The organism is Allobosea sp. BE125, assembly GCF_031456075.1.
GTDB lineage: Bacteria > Pseudomonadota > Alphaproteobacteria > Rhizobiales > Beijerinckiaceae > Allobosea.
Genome location: NZ_JAVDTY010000003.1, coordinates 36,823 through 53,720, shown reverse-complemented (window position 1 = coordinate 53,720; position 16,898 = coordinate 36,823). Strand labels below are relative to the sequence as shown.

Below are 16,898 nucleotides of genomic sequence, written 5' to 3'. Positions count from 1 at the left end.
CACGCCCTGGAACACGCTTTCTTCGCGCGAACCGGTGTCCCGTTCGCTCGAAAGCGCACTAAAGGGATACCCGCTGTCCGCTCTCGGCGGCTCTCTCGATGGCCGCGATGACACGATGCACGGCCACAGCATCGTCAAAACGCGGTGTCGTGCGCGTGCCGTGCCGCAAATCATGAGCCATCCCGGCATAGACGCGAGCGACATTGCCCGGCTCGACATCGTCTGGCCAGCCGGCGCGATATGAGGCTGGCACCTGGATGGGGCGGAATGCCTTCTCCTCGCCCCTGATCCCTTTGAGGGCAAGCTGCACCATCTGTGTGTGACCGGACGGGCCTGAGACCCGGATGTCGCCCTTGGTCCCGTTGATTTCCCAGAACAGGCCATCGCCGTCGCGCGCTTCGCCGCCACGATAATGCAGCGAGACAGGCACGCCACGGGTCAGCATCCCGGACACCTGGACCTGGTCCGGGGCGGATACGGGCATGATCTCGCCGGTGTCGACCACAAGCGCGGTTGGGCGCCGTGTCGCCAGCACCGCCGAAACCTCGGTGACGGGCCCGAGCACGCTCGTAAGTGCTGCCAGTGTATGGCCCACAGGGATCGTCAGCATGGTGGCGCCATTGCCGCGATCCAGCAGATAACCATAGGTTTTCTTGTCGGGAATGCTGCCTCCGCCCTGCAGGGCGCCGCCCCACGCGACAATCGTGGTCGACAGCACCTCTCCGACGAAGCCGTCCGCAATAAGCTGCTTCAGATATGCGATTTCCGGCGCAAACGGCGCCTGTGTGCCGACGACACCCACGATTCCCTTTGCGTCCGCCAGCGCGGCCATCTCCTCTGCCTCGGCCAGGCCATTGCCGAGCGGCCATTCGCAATAGACGTGTTTGCCTGCTGCGATGGCTGCTTTCACGATCTCGAAGTGAGGGGGCACCTTTACGGCGACGGTCACGATATCGACCTCCGGCGCTGCGATCAGCTCCGCGACCGTGTCGAAGGCACGGGAAAGCCCGGTCTCGGCAATGGCTGCTTCGGCGCTCGCCCTGCTCGAATTGGCGACGCCTACGATCTCGAAGCTGTCCGAGAGCGCGCGCAGCGCAGGCACATGGGATCTTGCAGCCCAGCTCCGGCCTGGCTGCAAGCCAACAAGGCCGATCCCAAAACGTTGACCTGGCATGATGTTTCGTTCTCCTGGATAGCGTGTCGGCTTTGCCATCGGCGTCATCTGACCATCGTCGATGGCAGGCCGGTTTCGGTACCCAAGCTAGGGCAGCGCGCTCTCCGCAAAAATTCGGTATATCTGCCAGCGATCCTTGAGAATTCGCACAGATGACCGATTGGGAAGACATCCGCCACTTTCTGGCTGTGGCCGAGTGCGGCACGCTCTCAGGAGCGGCCCGCAAGCTGAAGGTGGATCATGCGACAGTGAGCCGGAGGCTAGCAGCGCTCGAAACGGCGCTCGACGTCCGTCTGGTCGACCGGCTGCCGCGATCCTGCCGTCTGACGGCTATCGGGGAAGCCGTGCGCGAGCGCGCCCTGGCGATGGAGGCCGGCGCGGACGGCATCGCCCGGCTGGCAAAGGCTGCGCATGCGCCGCTCGTCGGCCGCGTCGCGGTCAGCGCGCCTCCCGTCCTCGTCGCTCCACTGCTGGCCCGCCACCTCGCACGCTTCCATGACGAGCATCCCGACATCCGGCTGTCGCTCGCGGCGCAAGGCGAGCAGGTTTCGCTGAGCCGCCGGGAGGCGGATGTCGCCATTCGGCTGGTGCGCCCCGACGAGGCTGGCAGCGTCACACGGAAGATCGGCGCGATGCCTTTCGGCCTCTATGCCCATCGCTCGTACAGCCATCTTGCTGCCCCCGAGCATTGGCAATTCATCGCCTTCGACGGGGCCTTCACCGACATGCCTCAACAGCAATGGCTGCTCGGCATTGCGGGCGACCGGCCAGTGGTGTGCGAATTGAACTATATCAGCGAGCACCTGATCGCAGTGCGGGCCGGGGTCGGCGTCGCCGGTCTGCCTTGCTTCCTCGGCGAGGCGGATTCCGATCTCGTCAGGATCGATGGGAACGCTTCGCCCTTCTGGCGTGATATCTGGCTCGTGGTCCATCGCGACCTGCGCAATTCGCGGCCGGTGCGCGCGGTCATGGATTTCATCGCCCATATCATTGCCGAGGAGCCGTTGCTGAAGGCGTAGACGCACATTTCCCTCAGCCCTCATCCTGAGGAGCCATTCCCGAGGGAATGGCGTCTCGAAGGATGCTCGTAGAGGCTCCAGAACCTCCTGGAGCATCCTTCGAGACGCCGCTGCGCGGCTCCTCAGGATGAGGGCTCAGTTCTCAAACGGTGTCGAATCAGCCTCAGGGCCCGTCGACCCAGGTCAGGCCTTTGTAGTTGAAGCCCTCCTCGATGGTCGGCTTGACGATCTCGAAATAGGGCGAGATGTCGAAATCGGCGGGCGCATAGAGGCTGTGATGCCGGATATGCAGGAGCTCCTGACGGCGCCAGCTGCTGATGCCGCGCTTGACCGCTGCGCCCTGCTCGATGCGCGGCAGGATAGGGTAGCCGATGCGCCCGAACGCCTCGGCGAGCAGGGTCGAGCAGATCGCCCGGGTCGGCTCTCCCGATCCGAGCGCGATCATGCGCCGCCGCCAACGCGAGGGGATGGGCGGTGTCGGCAGCAGATAGCGGGCAAGGTCGACGATGTTGCGCATGTCGTAGCGGATGCCGAGGCGCGAGATCATGAAGTTGATCAGTTCGTCGCGATCGCCGTCGGTCAATCCCACCGGCCGGCAGATGCGGGTGTGAAACCGCGCCAGGCTCGAGAGCGGAACCGACCTGCAACCGGCGTCGAGGACGACTTCGATCAATGTGTGGCGCTCGCTGCCGTCATCGGGCGCCCCAAGCACGTCCCCGACATAAAGCGCGGCATGCGACCAGGTCGAATGGGTCAGGTATTTGACCGCCGTCGCGATCATGCTGGAGCCGGCGACCAGCACGACGTCGCCGGGCCGCAGCGTGCGCCGCAGTGCATCCGGATCCGATGGGATGAAGAGCTCCTGGCCGGGCGTCTCGCGCAGCAGCACGCCGGCCAGTTTGTGCCCGAGCCAATCGAGAGCCGTATTGGATTGCCTCATCGCATCGTCGCCTTGCGCTCCCGGGGAGAGTCTTCCTGCGGCAGCGCCGGAGCGTGCCGGTGGCTGGAGCGTTTTCGAGCGAAGCGGGGACCGGTTCGCGTGAAGAAAACGCGTTAAAACAATGCTCTAATCCTCTATGGGGCCGCACCATCCAGGCAGATAGCTGGCCTCCGGACTGCGCGCGAGGTCGAGGGCCTTGACCACCGACGCCTCGAATGCGCTCACGACACGCTTGCGCGAGATGCGCCGCCGCAGGAAGTCGGCCCACAGGAACTCGGAGAAGGGCGTCACATCCTTGGCGAAACCGCCAGCGCGCCGCAATTCGCCGGCGAGCGACCGGTAGGGATCGTCCTTGAGGTCGCGGACCCGCTTGGGGATATCGTCGACGCTGCGGCGCAGGCCCTCGGTGTCATAGGGATGGGTCCAGGCGCGGTGCTCGCAGACCGTCCAGAAGCTCTGCCTGGTCAGGCTCGACAGGTCGGACACCACATTGACGAGCACTTCCTCGACGCCTTCCTCGTCGAGCGCGCGCGTCAGGTGATGATGGTCGAGGATGTAGAAGCGCTCCTTGGGGCCCTTGAGTACAGGGATCATGTGCTTGCCCAGGAATTCCTGCGCATGCACGCCGTGCTTCTCGCGCCAGAGCCGGCGCTTGGCCTCGACCTCGCGCAGGCCGACCGTCATCTGGGTCGGTCGCAGATCGCTGATCCTGACGGGGTGAAGGATGGGCTCTCGCGTCGTCATCAGGGTCACCTCGCAGTGGTGCGGCGGATTTCGGTGTGTATGGGCGATCGGGAGGAGATCGGCCTGTCTTGAAGGTATTCCATGGTGGCGCATGGATAAGACGGGAAATGAATAGGACGGGAAAAAGCCACATCTGTGGCTAGGTTGACCTGTGCCGAGTCGGCCTGGATCACGTCGCATTCGGACGATGCCGTCCGAATGCGAGAAGCGTGATCGATTCTACAAGTTTAGAGCATCGCTCATGCGAAAAACCGGTACCCACTTTTTCGCGCAATGCTCCAGGGCCGGCGTCGGCATGGGGATAGCCGCACGGCGTTTGCCCAACTGGTGTATCGTCGCAGTGGAGATCCGAATGGTGACGGTGCGTCGATGAACCAGAAGCCCGTGTTCCCGAAGCTGCCCGACAGCGAGGCGCCCGCAATGCCCGTGCGGAGATCGCGCCTGCGCTCGCCTGTCATCTGGCTGCTCCTCCTGCTCGTTGCCGGCGGCGCGCTCTGGTGGAGCCGGCGACAAGCCGCTGAGGCGCCGCCGCCGGCGCGCGGCGGCCGCACAGCCGTGCCGATGTCGATCGTGCCGGAAATCGTCAGGAAGGGCGATATCGCGATCAATCTCGACGCGCTGGGAACCGTCACCTCGCTTGCGACCGTCTCGGTCCGCTCGCAGATCAGCGGGCAACTGGTCCGGATCGATTTCAAGGAAGGGCAGGACGTCAAGAAGGGCGATTTGCTCGCCGAGATCGACACGCGCCCCTATGAGGCGGTCCTGGCGCAGATGAAGGGCCAATTGGCACGCGACGAAGCCCTGCTCAAGGGCGCGCAGGTCGATATGGCGCGCTATCAGGGCCTGTCCGCCCAGAACGCCGTTTCCCGCCAGACGCTCGATACCCAGACCGCGCTGGTCGCCCAGTATGAGGGAACGGTGGCCGCCGACCGCGCCCAGGTCAATGCGGCCGAGGTCAATCTGCAATATTGCCGGATCGTGGCGCCGGCGGATGGTCGCGTCGGCCTGCGTCAGGTCGATCAGGGCAATTACGTCACCCCCGGGGACACCAACGGCCTGGTGGTGATCACCCAACTGGCGCCGATCAGCGTCCTCTTCACGATGCCGGAGGACAACCTGCAGGCGATCTCGGCGCGGTTGAGGAGCGGCGCGACGCTGCCGGTCACGGCTTTTGACCGCGCCGGTGCCAAGAAGATCGCCGAGGGCGTCCTGCAGACCTTCGACAGCCAGATCGATTCCACCACCGGCACGATCAAGCTGCGCGCGCAGTTCGGGAATGAGGCGAGGACGCTCTATCCGAACCAGTTCGTGAATATCCGCCTGCTGGTCGACACGCATAAGGACGTCACGCTGATGCCGACGGCCGGTGTGCAGCGCGGCGTGCCGGGAACCTTCGTCTATCTCGTCAATGCCGACGCCACCGTTTCCGTCCGCAAGGTCGAGCTCGGGATCAGCGATGGCGAGCATGTCGAGGTCCGTTCGGGGCTGAACCCGGGCGATGCCATCGTCATCGACGGCGCCGACAAGCTGCGCGACGGTGCGAAGATCAGCGTGCGCTCGGAAAGCGGCGCGGGCCCGGCGCAGCCAGAACAACCGGCAGGCGGCAGGCGGCGGCAGAACGGCGGCCGCCAGCCATGAGCCCGTCGCGGCCTTTCATCCTGCGGCCGGTCGCGACCACCTTGCTGATGGTCGCGATCATGCTGTCGGGCATCCTGGCCTTCCGCTTCCTGCCGGTCGCGGCGCTGCCTGAAGTCGACTATCCGACCATCCAGGTCCAGACCTTCTATCCGGGCGCGAGCCCCGACGTGATGACCTCCTCGGTCACCGCGCCGCTCGAGGTCCAGTTCGGCCAGATGCCGAACCTCAACCAGATGAGCTCGGTCAGCTCCGGCGGCGCATCCGTCATCACCTTGCAGTTCGGGCTCAACATCACGCTCGACGTCGCGGAGCAGGAGGTCCAGGCCGCGATCAACGCTGCCGGCAACCTGTTGCCCTCGGACCTGCCGGCACCGCCGATCTACGCCAAGGTCAACCCGGCCGATGCGCCGATCCTGACGCTCGGGCTGACCTCGGCGACGATGCCTCTGACGCAGGTGCAGGATTTCGCCGATACGCGGCTGGCGCAGAAGATCTCGCAGCTCCCGGGCGTCGGGCTGGTCAGCATCAGCGGCGGGCAGCGGCCGGCGGTGCGCATCCGCGCCGATATCCGCAAGCTCGCCGCCTATGGCCTGAACATCGATGATCTGCGCAGCACGCTCGGCACCGCCAATGTCAACACGCCCAAGGGCAGCTTCGACGGCCCCTTGCGCGCCTCGACGATCAACGCCAACGACCAGATCCGGACCGCCAATGGCTACAGATCGCTGATCGTTGCCTATAAGAACGGGGCGGCGGTTCGGCTCAGCGACATCGGCGAGGTCGCCGACGGTTCGGAAAACGACAAGCTCGGCGCCTGGATGAATGCGTCGCCGGCCGTCATCCTGAACATCCAGCGGCAGCCCGGCGCCAATGTCATTTCGGTGGTGGAGGGCATCAAGGCACTCCTGCCGCAGCTCAAGGCGTCGCTGCCGGCGGCGATCGACATGGCCGTGCTCACCGACCGCACCGTCACCATCCGCGCCTCGGTGCGGGATGTGGAATACGAATTGACGCTGGCGGTGATCCTCGTCGTGCTGGTGATCTTCGTCTTCCTGCGCAGCACGCGCGCGACCTTGATCCCGAGCCTGTCGGTTCCGCTGTCGCTCGTCGGCACGCTGGGCGTGATGTACATGTTCGGCTTCAGCCTCAACAACCTGACCTTGATGGCGCTGACCATCTCGACCGGCTTCGTCGTCGACGACGCCATCGTCGTCATCGAGAACATCTCGCGCTACATTGAGGAGGGCGACACGCCGCTCGACGCCTCCCTGCGCGGTTCCGAGCAGATCGGCTTCACCATCATCTCGCTGACGGTGTCGCTGATCGCCGTGCTGATCCCGCTGCTGTTCATGGGCGATGTGGTCGGCCGGCTGTTCCGGGAGTTTGCGATCACGCTCGCCGTGACGATCCTGATCTCTGCGGTGGTCTCATTGACCCTGGTGCCGATGGCCTGCGCGAAGCTGCTGAAGGCGGCGGCCGAGACCCATGAGAACGGCTTCCAGCGCTGGAGCCGCGAAGCCTTCGACGGCGTCATCGCGGTCTATGCCCGCATGCTGAACTGGGTGCTCGATCGCCAGACCCTGGTGCTGCTGGTGGCCCTGGCGACCTTCGGGCTGACGGGCCTGCTCTATGTGGTCATTCCGAAAGGCTTCTTCCCGCTGCAGGATACCGGCGTCATCCAGGCGATCTCGGAGGCGCCGCAATCGGTGTCCTATGCCGCGATGGCCAAGCGGCAGCAGGCGCTGGCGAGCGAGATCCTGAAGGATCGCGATGTCGATAGCCTGTCCTCCTTCATCGGCGTGGACGGCACCAACAGCACGCTCAACAGCGGCCGCATCCTGATCAACCTGAAGCCGCATGAGGAGCGGACATCCAACATCGCCGTGGTAATGCAGCGCCTGCAGGAGCGCACCGCCTCTCTTCCCGGCATCACACTCTACATGCAGCCGGTGCAGGACCTGACCGTCGAGGGCACGGTCAGCCGGATGCAGTATCAATTCATCCTGCAGGATGCGAGCGCCGACCAGCTCGCGGAATGGACGCCCAAGCTGGTCGACAAGCTGAAGGAGCTTCCGCAACTGGCTGATGTCGCAAGCGACATCTCGGCCCGCGGGCTCGCCGTCTTCGTCGATATCGACCGCGATCAGGCGGCGCGCTTCGGCATCACCCCGGCGACGATCGACAACGCGCTCTACGATTCCTTCGGCCAGCGCATCGTATCGACGATCTTCACCAACTCGAACCAGTACCGCGTCATCCTCGAGGCCGATCCGCAGCTCCAGAAGTCGCTGCGCTCGCTCTCGGCGATCCGTCTGCCGTCCTCGGTCGGCGGCGGTCCGGTGCCGCTCGACGTGGTCGCCAGGATTCGCGAGGGCACAGCGCCGCTCCAGGTTTCGCATCTCGGCCAGTTCCCGTCCGCCACCGTCTCGTTCAACCTGGCGCCGGGCGCTTCGCTCGGCGAGGCCGTGACCGCGATCAAGCAAGCGGAGGCGGAAATCGGCCTGCCCGAAAGCGTGGTCAGCACCTTCCAGGGCGCGGCCCAGGCTTTCCAGTCCTCGCTCTCGAACCAGATCTGGCTGATCCTGGCGGCGATCGTGACGGTCTATATCGTGCTGGGCATCCTCTATGAGAGCTTCATCCACCCGCTGACGATCCTCTCGACCCTGCCTTCGGCGGGTATCGGCGCGCTCCTGGCGCTGATGGCGGCCGGGCAGGAGCTCACCATCGTCGCGATCATCGGCATCATCCTCTTGATCGGCATCGTGAAGAAGAATGCGATCATGATGATCGACTTCGCGCTCGACGCCGAGCGGAACGAGGGCAAGACGCCGCGCGAGGCGATCTACCAGGCCTGCCTGCTGCGTTTCAGGCCGATCCTGATGACCACGATGGCGGCGGTGCTGGGTGCGCTGCCGTTGATGCTGGGAACCGGCGCAGGCTCGGAACTCAGGCATCCGCTCGGCATCTCCATCGTCGGCGGCCTGCTGGTCAGCCAGGTCCTGACCCTGTTCACGACGCCGGTGATCTATCTCTGGTTCGACCGCCTCGCGGTGCGTTTCGCCGGGCGCGAGCCCGGCATCCGCCCGGCACGAGAGACGAGCTAGGCCATGAGCCTGTCCAGCGTCTTCATCCGCCGCCCCGTCGCCACGACGCTGCTGACCGTCTGGCTGGCGGCGGCAGGCGCGGTCGCCTTTTTCCAACTGCCGGTCTCGCCGCTGCCGGAGGTCGATTTTCCGACGATCTCGGTGCAGGCCTCGTTGCCCGGCGGCAGCCCGCAGGATGTCGCGACGACGGTCGCGAGCCCGCTCGAGCGGCATCTCGGGCAGATCGCCGACGTCTCGGAGATGACCTCGTCGAGCAGCGTCGGATCGGCGCGCATCACCCTGCAATTCGGGCTCAATCGCGACATCAACGGCGCGGCGCGCGACGTGCAGGCCGCGATCAACGCTGCCCGCGCCGATCTGCCGACGAGCCTGAGGGCCAATCCGACCTATCGCAAGGTCAATCCCGCCGACGCCCCGATCCTCATCCTCACCCTGACCTCGGACACGCTGACGCGCGGGGCGCTCTACGACGCCGCCTCGACCGTGCTGGCGCAGAAATTGTCGCAGGTCGAAGGCATCGGCGAGGCTGTCGTCGGCGGCGGCTCGCTGCCGGCGGTGCGCGTCGAGCTCATTCCCCAGGCGCTCTACAAATACGGCATCGGCCTGGAGGATGTCCGCGCCGCGATCGCCAGCGCCAATGCCCATAGCCCGAAGGGCGCGATCGATGTCGGCGACCGGCGCTACCAGATTTATGCCAGCGATCAGGCGGAGAAGGCGGCGCAATACAGATCATTGACGATCGCCTATCGCAACGGTGCTCCGGTGCGCCTCTCGGATGTCGGCGAGGTGGTGGATTCCGTCGAGAACCTGCGCAATTCCGGCCTCGCCAATGGCAAGCCCAGCGTTCTCGTCATCCTGTTCAGGCAGCCGAATGCGAACATCATCGGCGTGGTCGACCGTGTGAAGGCGCTATTGCCGACCTTGCGCGCCTCCGTCTCACCGGCGATCGACATTGAGCCGGCCGTCGATCGATCGACGACGATCCGCGCTTCCCTGCACGATGTCGAGCGAACCCTGGTGATCGCGATCCTGCTCGTCATCGCCGTGGTCTTCCTGTTCCTGCGGGACTGGCGCGCGACGCTGGTTCCGATCGTGGCCGTCTCGGTGTCGCTGATCGCGACATTCGCGGCCATGTGGCTGATGGGCTACAGCCTCAACAACCTGTCGCTGATGGCGCTCACCGTCGCGACCGGCTTCGTCGTCGATGACTGCATCGTGGTGCTGGAGAACATCACGCGCCATATCGAGGACGGCATGGCGCCCCGCGATGCCGCCCTCAAGGGCGCCCAGGAGGTCGGCTTCACCGTTCTGTCGATGAGCGTGTCGCTCGTCGCCGTCTTCATCCCCATCCTGCTGATGGGCGGCATCGTCGGGCGCCTGTTTCGCGAATTCGCGATGACGACCTCGCTGGCGATCATGATCTCGTTGGCGATCTCGCTGGCGACGACGCCGATGATGTGCGCGGTGCTGCTCCGCAAGCAGACCGGCGAGCGCCATGGGCGGCTCTATCGCGGCAGCGAGCGCGTCTTCGAATGGATGCTCGATGGCTACCGGAGCAGCCTCTCTTTGGCGCTGCGTCACCCCCGCTCAATCATGCTGATATTCGCCTCGGTGGTGGGCCTGAACGTCTATCTCTACGACATCATCCCGAAAGGCTTCTTTCCGCAGCAGGATACCGGGCGGATCATCGGAGCGATCCAGGCCGACCAGAGCATCTCCTTCCAGCTCATGCAGCAGAAGCTCGCGCAGTTCGTCGCCATCGTTCGGCAGGATCCGGCTGTTGACACCACCGTGGCCTTCACCGGCGGCGGCCAGACCAATTCCGGCAGTGTCTTCATGTCGCTGAAGCCCATGGCCGAACGCAAGATCTCGGCCGACCGGGTCATCGCCCGTCTGCGGCGGGAGCTCTCGGCGGTGCCCGGCGCGACCTTGTTCCTGCAGGCCGTGCAGGACATCCGCGTCGGCGGCCGCGCCGGCAACGCGCAATATCAATATACGCTGCAGGGCTCGACCCTCGAAGAGCTCTATGAATGGGCCCCGAAGATCACGGCCGCGCTGCAGGGGCAGCCCAACCTGTCCGACGTCAACAGCGACCAGCAGAACAAGGGGCTGCAATCCAACCTGGTCGTCGATCGCGACACGGCTGCCCGCCTGGGCATCTCGATGAGCCAGATCAACAACACGCTCTATGACGCCTTCGGCCAGCGCCAGGTCTCGACGATCTTCGTCGCCCGCAACCAGTATCATGTGATCATGGAGGTCGCGCCGCGCTTCTGGCAGAATCCGGAGACGCTGAAGAACGTCTATATCAGCACCTCCGGTGGGTCGGTCGGCGGTTCGCTGGCGACCAATGCGGTCTCGGGAACCGTGGCGGCGGCGGGGCAGTCGGCATCAGTGAACTCGGCCAGTGCCAATGCCGCCCGCAACCTCGCGACGAACTCCATCGGCCAGACCGGGCGCGGCACCGCCTCGAGCGGGTCGGCCGTCAGTACCTCCAGCGAGACGATGGTGCCGCTCTCGACGCTGGCGCGGTTCGAGCCGGGCTCGACCCCCCTGTCGGTCAACCATCAGGGCCTGTTCGTCGCCAGCACCATCTCGTTCAACCTGCCGCCGGATGTCTCTTTGAGCGCGGCGGTCGAGACGATCGAGGCGACGATGAACCGCATCGGCGTGCCCGCCACGATCCGCGGCAGCTTCCAGGGCACGGCCCGGGCCTTCCAGGCCTCGCTGAGCAACCAGCCTTATCTCATCCTCGCCGCCCTGATCACGATCTACCTGGTGCTCGGCGTACTCTATGAGAGCTATGTCCACCCGCTGACGATCCTCTCGACCTTGCCGTCGGCGGGCGTGGGGGCCTTGCTCGCATTGATGGCGTTCAACACGGAGTTCAGCATCATGGCGCTCATCGGCGTCATCCTGCTGATCGGCATCGTCAAGAAGAACGCGATCATGATGATCGACTTTGCGCTCGACGCTCAGCGCACCCGCGGCCTGTCCGCTTTTGACGCGATCCATGAAGCCTGCCTGCTGCGCTTTCGGCCGATCATGATGACGACCCTGGCGGCGATGCTCGGAGCCTTGCCGCTCGCGATCGGCCTGGGGGAGGGCAGCGAACTCCGGCAGCCGCTCGGCATCGCGATCGTTGGCGGTCTCATCCTGAGCCAGATCCTGACGCTCTACACGACCCCGGTGATCTATCTCTATGCCGACCGGTTCCGCGCCTGGTGCCAGCGCCTGAAAGGCGGCAGCAAAACGCCGGCTTCACCCGGTGCTGCCTCATGAGCGAGGCTTCTTTCCAGGATCGACACGGGGGCTGCTTGCGGCCGGCCAGATGCTGTACGAAGACGATGATCGAACCCGAACCTTGCGGCCGTGAGCGGCATTCTGGTGCGGCGGACGCAAGTGCGGGTGAGGTGCGGAATGCGTGATGGTGTTGCGTTCGGGCGGGCTGCTTCCGTTCCGAAGATCGGCGTCATGCCTGGCCTCGCGCCGCTCGCCGCGCTGGTCGTGATCGGGTTGGGACTGTCCGGCTGCATTCTCGGGACTGAGCGGCCCGACGCCAATCTCGAGGTGCCGGCGAGCTACCGCGCCGCGCCGCGCGCGCCCGACAGCGCCGTGCCGGCACTCGACTGGTGGCGCGGCTTTCGCTCGAGCGAACTGACGCGCCTGATCGAAAGCGCGCAGGCCGCCAATCTCGATATCGCCGTGGCCGTGGCCCAGATCCTCCAGGCCGATGCGCAGGCCGGCATTGCGGGCGCTCCCCTGCTGCCCACGCTGACGGGGACCGGAACGGCCGAGCGCTTGCGCACGGCAAGCTCGTCGAGCAGCAGCAACGCAAGCTCGCGCTCGAGCTCGCAGTTCAACGCCGGCCTCACGGCGAGCTACATGATCGATTTCTGGGGCAAGAACCGGGCGACGCTCTATGCGGCGGAGGAGAATGCGACCGCGGCGCGCTATAATCGCGACGTGGTGGCGCTGACCGCGACCGCGACCGTCGCGAACACCTATTTCGAGCTCCTGACCGCGCAGGATCGCTTGCGCATCGCACGCCGCAACGCGGCCTCGGCCGAGCGCATCCTCGTCCTGATCAAGCAGCAATTCACCGCGGGAACCGCGTCACAGCTCGAAGTGTCGCAGCAGGAGACGCTGGTCGCGACCCAGCGGGCCTCGATTCCCCCGCTGGAAATCATCGTGCGCCAGAACAGCGCCACGCTCGCCTTGCTGGTCGCCCGGGCGCCGGCGAAGTATACGGTGGGCGGCGGAAGCCTCGCCAAACTCGCGGTGCCGCGCGTCACGCCGGGCATTCCCTCGGAATTGCTGCGCCAACGACCCGATGTCATGCAGGCGGAGGCGCAGCTCGCTGCTTCCAATTTCAGCGTCGAATCGGCACGCGCCGCCTTCTTCCCGCAGATCCAGCTGACGGCCGACACCGGCTTCCAGAGCAAGGCATTGTCGTCGCTGTTTGGACCCGGCGCGTGGTACTACACCCTCGCGGCGAGCCTGACCCAGCCGATCCTTGACGGCAATCTGCTGAAGAGCCAGCTGGAGCAGGCGCAAGGCGTCCAGCTCGAAAACCTGCAGGCCTACCGCAAGGCGGTCCTGTCGGCCTTCACCGACGTCGAGAAGGCTCTCGTCGCGCTTCAGCAGACGAGCTTGCAGGAGCGTTTGCAGGGCGAGGTCGTCGCGAGCTCCCGCCGGGCCTTCGAGGTGGCGGAAACCCAGCTGCGCGGCGGCACCGTCAACCTGGTCAGCGTGCTTCAGGTCCAGCAGACTTTCTTCACGGCCGAGGACAATCTGGCGCAGGTCCGTCTGACGCGTTTCCAGGCAGCGGTGAGCCTGTTCCAGGCTTTGGGCGGTGGCTGGACGCGGACCCCAAGGCCTGCGGAGCCGAAGCGGCTCTGAACGCTACGGCTTCAAACCGGACCGCGCGCGACGGCCCGGCCGGCATGTTATGATCCATGTGTGAACAAATGGCGGAAGTGATTGTTCCGGCATGCATTTTCGCCGTGCTTGACGAATTGAAACGCCGGCGGCGCAGCCCATCTCTCAGGATGAGGAACGCAAAGGCGCTGCGGCTTCGGTCGGAGATGCCAAATAGCGGCTGAAATTGCACACCGGGTCAGGCGTTCCCGTTTTGGAGGTAACGTCATGCGTAGTTTCATCATTGCCGCGGGCTTCGCCGCGTTGTCCTTCGTGACGCCGGCGCAAGCCAGTGCGCCCTGGGAAGCGGCCTGCGCCTACAAGATGCCTTCGGGCATTCCCGGACAGGGCTGGACCAACATCGCCGATGACTGCACGCGGCTGGTGTTCTGCCAGAAGATGGAGAATCAAGGCGCCGGGGATCTCTCCCAGATGGGCTGCTTCGGCTTCGCGCCGGAACAGACCATACCGAGCAAGCCCGGGCGCAGCCACGGCTGAACTCCACCGCACCAGGGGGAATTCCATAAGCTTTCCAGGCGGATGTCCGACCGGGTTGAACATTCACGTTGAACATCCACCTGGAGACTTTCAGTCGCCTCAAGCCTTTTTCAGTGGCCTCAGGCCTTGGGCAGCGGGAACGCCATGAACAGCGCGCCCTGTGCGGTCTTGATCTTCAGCAGGACGGCCTTCTTGCCGTCCTGAGCGGCGCTCGCGATGCCGGCCTTGACCTCGGCCGGCTGAGTGACGCTCCTGCCGGCGACTTCGAGGATCACGTCGCCCTTGCTGAGCCCTTTGCTCGCGGCCGGGCCGTTGGGATCGACGCGTGCGATCACGACGCCTTGCTCGGCTGCGCCATCGGATGACTTGGCGTGAGATGACTTGGCATGCGAGGGCTTGGCCGGAGCGAGCAGGACGCCGAGGACCGAGGCGCCGCCATGCGGCTCCTCGACAGCTTGCGCGACCTTCTCAGGCTTCAGCGGGGCGAGTACCACGTTCAGGGCCAGCTCCTTGCCGGAGCGCAGGACGGCGATCTCCGCCTTTTCGCCTGGCTTCAGCGCGCCGACACGGCGCGTCAGGTCGCGGTCGTCCTTGACGGGCTGGCCGTTGAGCTTGGTGATGACGTCGCCCGACTTGACCCCGGCATCCGCCGCAGGCGTGCCGGGCAGGGCGCTGTCGACCAGCGCTCCCGAGGCGTCGTCGAGGCCGAGGCTGTCGGCGATGTCGCGCGTCACCGGCTGGATCTGCACGCCGAGATAGCCACGCTGGACGGCGCCGCCCTGTTGAAGGGCTGCGACGACCGTCGAGACCGTGTCGGCGGGAATGGCGAAGGCCAGGCCGACGCTGCCTCCCGACGGCGAATAGATCGCGGTGTTGACGCCGACGACCTCGCCCTTGAGGTTGAAGGTCGGCCCGCCGGAATTGCCCTTGTTGATCGGGGCGTCGATCTGCAGGAAATCGTCATAGGGGCCGTTGCCGATGTCGCGGCCGCGCGCGGAGACGATGCCGGAGGTGACCGTGCCGCCGAGCCCGAACGGGTTGCCGATCGCCACGACCCAGTCGCCGACCTTCGGCGTGTCCCTGGCCAGCGAGACATAAGGGTAGTCACCCGGCGCGAGCACTTTCAGCAGCGCGAGATCGGTCTTGGGATCGGTGCCGATGACCTTGGCTTCGAGCACCTTGCCGTCTTCCGTGGTGACGGTGACGACCTTGCCGTGCTCGACGACATGGTTGTTGGTGACGACATAGCCATCAGCCGAGACGAAGAAGCCCGAGCCCTGCGCCATGCCTTGCCGGGGGGCTTGGCGATGCTGCGCGCCGCTATTCGGCTCGAGGCGCTTGAACAGCTCCCGGAGCTGCGGCGGCAGCTTGTCGAGCTCGTGGGAGACCTCGCTGCCGCTATCGGCCATGTTTTCGATCAGGACCCTTACCGAGACCACAGCGGGCTTCACGCGCTCGACCACGGGGGAAAAAGACGGCACGGCCTGCGCCTGCAGGTCCGAGGTCACGACCGCTGCGGCGCGCGCCGGATTCACATAGGCGATCATCGCGCCGCCGACGGCGCCCGAGGCGACCAGCGCCAGGGCGGCAACCGAAGCGAACAGTCGCCGGCGACGCCGATTGGGGAAGGGCTCAGCAAGATCCGACATCGGAACTCTCCGTTGGCCAGGCCGCCCCTATGCGGCCCATCCTCAAAAGCTAAGCCTTCCGAGGTGCCGGCGATCTCACCGGCGCATTACGGTTCTTTCACGTTGCGGCGGCGGCCGGATTTTGCGCTTCGCCCCGCATGGCGACTTGGCGAACAGCTAATCCCCGCCACCGCCGCCGCAACCTCCGCCATCGCCTCCACCGCTGTCACTGCTGCTATCGCTATCTGACCCGCTGCTGCCGCTGCTGTCGCTGAGGCCGTCCGTCCCGCCATCATAAGAGCTGTCGGAAAAGTCGCCGCCGCATTGCGAGCCGGCATCGCCGTTGCGGCGCAGCTGCGCGCAATCGGGATAGTAGCGATAGCCGCCCGGAATGTTCAGCTTCACGTCCAGAGCGAAAAGCAGCGGCAGCCGCGACGGGTTCGTGGGATTGATGCCATCCTCGCGGCAGCACAGGAGCCAGACACGGCGCAGGCCGGTATTGTCCTGCTTGCGGCCCTCAGCCAGAGCGACCGCCGGCGTATGGTGCAGAAACCCGCCAAAAGCCTGACGGCAGAAATCCTGATAGGCGCGGGTGTAGAGGATGAACTCGTGCCAGAGATCGTCGGCCACCTGCGAGGGCATGGCGACATAACGTTGCCCGCTGTTGAGATAGGCGAGAAAGAACTGCCGCAGGCCTTGGGCGACGAGGGCCGTCTCCTTGCGGGTAAAACTGCGATGATGATGGGCCGCGAGCTTGTCGAGCAGGCCCGGCGGCCAGCTGTAGTTGCGAATGAACTCGGCCCGCTGCAGGCGGCGATGGGCTGGCCAGATCAACAGCCCGACAACCAAAACGCCGCCCAGCGCCAGGCTCAGTGCGCCACTCAACCAAGCTGTCATCATCGCCCCCCGCCACGGCTCGCCGCGGGGGATCAGATCACGAGTGCAGGGTTGATGCATCCCTATACGGCAGGCAGCAGCGTGCCGATCCTCACAGTCTGTTTGGAAACCTCCAGAGCCCTCATCCTGAGGAGCGCTCCGCAGGAGCGCGTCTCGAAGGATGTTCCAGGAGGCGCGCGAACCATCTGGAGCATCCTTCGAGACGCCGCTGCGCGGCTCCTCAGGATGAGGGCTGAAGGATCCAAACGGTCTCTCACCGATCCGGCAAGAGTTGGAGCAGGATCGATGCAAAAAACGGGTGCCCACTTTTTCGCATCCTGCTCTTGCGCCGGGCGC

11 protein-coding genes are annotated in these 16,898 nt (G+C 65.4%); 6 read left to right on the top strand and 5 right to left on the bottom strand.

Going from position 1 to position 16,898, the window contains the following annotated elements; all coding sequences use genetic code 11:
• Positions 1–58: 58 nt before the first annotated feature.
• Complete coding sequence (locus J2Y55_RS08825; RefSeq protein ID WP_310150860.1) at positions 59–1,222, bottom strand: Gfo/Idh/MocA family protein; 1,164 nt, start codon at positions 1,220–1,222, stop codon at positions 59–61.
• Between the two features lie 104 nt (positions 1,223–1,326).
• On the opposite strand from J2Y55_RS08825, the gene J2Y55_RS08820 reads away from it, so the two are divergent.
• A complete protein-coding gene (locus tag J2Y55_RS08820) occupies positions 1,327–2,193 on the top strand; it encodes a LysR family transcriptional regulator (RefSeq protein WP_310150855.1) in 867 nt (288 codons plus the stop codon).
• Positions 2,194–2,356: 163 nt separating this feature from the next.
• Here the strand turns inward: J2Y55_RS08820 and J2Y55_RS08815 are convergent, their stop codons facing one another.
• The gene (locus J2Y55_RS08815; protein ID WP_310150852.1) at positions 2,357–3,133 is read right to left on the bottom strand and encodes a C40 family peptidase; all 777 of its coding nucleotides are present in this window, start codon (positions 3,131–3,133) and stop codon (positions 2,357–2,359) included.
• Positions 3,134–3,259: 126 nt separating this feature from the next.
• A complete protein-coding gene (locus J2Y55_RS08810) occupies positions 3,260–3,877 on the bottom strand; it encodes a ParB-like protein (protein WP_310150850.1) in 618 nt (205 codons plus the stop codon).
• A 369-nt stretch (positions 3,878–4,246) separates the two neighbouring features.
• On the opposite strand from J2Y55_RS08810, the gene J2Y55_RS08805 reads away from it, so the two are divergent.
• The 5 genes from J2Y55_RS08805 to J2Y55_RS08785 all read left to right on the top strand — a co-directional run bounded on the left by J2Y55_RS08805 (position 4,247) and on the right by J2Y55_RS08785 (position 14,037).
• Positions 4,247–5,515 (top strand): MdtA/MuxA family multidrug efflux RND transporter periplasmic adaptor subunit, encoded by a 1,269-nt coding sequence (locus tag J2Y55_RS08805; RefSeq protein ID WP_310150846.1) that lies wholly within the window; start codon positions 4,247–4,249, stop codon positions 5,513–5,515.
• Positions 5,512–8,619, top strand: coding sequence for an MdtB/MuxB family multidrug efflux RND transporter permease subunit (locus J2Y55_RS08800; RefSeq protein ID WP_310150844.1), 3,108 nt, complete (start codon positions 5,512–5,514; stop codon positions 8,617–8,619). Before J2Y55_RS08805 ends, J2Y55_RS08800 begins: the two co-directional genes overlap by 4 nt.
• A 3-nt stretch (positions 8,620–8,622) precedes the next feature.
• Positions 8,623–11,901 (top strand): efflux RND transporter permease subunit, encoded by a 3,279-nt coding sequence (locus J2Y55_RS08795; RefSeq protein WP_310150842.1) that lies wholly within the window; start codon positions 8,623–8,625, stop codon positions 11,899–11,901.
• Between the two features lie 192 nt (positions 11,902–12,093).
• Positions 12,094–13,521, top strand: a complete 1,428-nt coding sequence (locus tag J2Y55_RS08790; protein WP_310150839.1) for an efflux transporter outer membrane subunit — start codon at positions 12,094–12,096, stop codon at positions 13,519–13,521.
• 246 nt (positions 13,522–13,767) lie between these two features.
• Complete coding sequence (locus J2Y55_RS08785; protein WP_310150836.1) at positions 13,768–14,037, top strand: hypothetical protein; 270 nt, start codon at positions 13,768–13,770, stop codon at positions 14,035–14,037.
• Between the two features lie 119 nt (positions 14,038–14,156).
• Here the strand turns inward: J2Y55_RS08785 and J2Y55_RS08780 are convergent, their stop codons facing one another.
• Both J2Y55_RS08780 and J2Y55_RS08775 read right to left on the bottom strand, forming a co-directional pair.
• Positions 14,157–15,686, bottom strand: coding sequence for a Do family serine endopeptidase (locus tag J2Y55_RS08780; RefSeq protein ID WP_310150833.1), 1,530 nt, complete (start codon positions 15,684–15,686; stop codon positions 14,157–14,159).
• A 156-nt stretch (positions 15,687–15,842) separates the two neighbouring features.
• Positions 15,843–16,622 carry a glycine-rich domain-containing protein gene (locus tag J2Y55_RS08775; RefSeq protein ID WP_310150829.1) on the bottom strand — a complete coding sequence of 260 codons (780 nt, stop codon included), beginning with the start codon at positions 16,620–16,622 and terminating at the stop codon, positions 15,843–15,845.
• Positions 16,623–16,898: the final 276 nt, after the last annotated feature.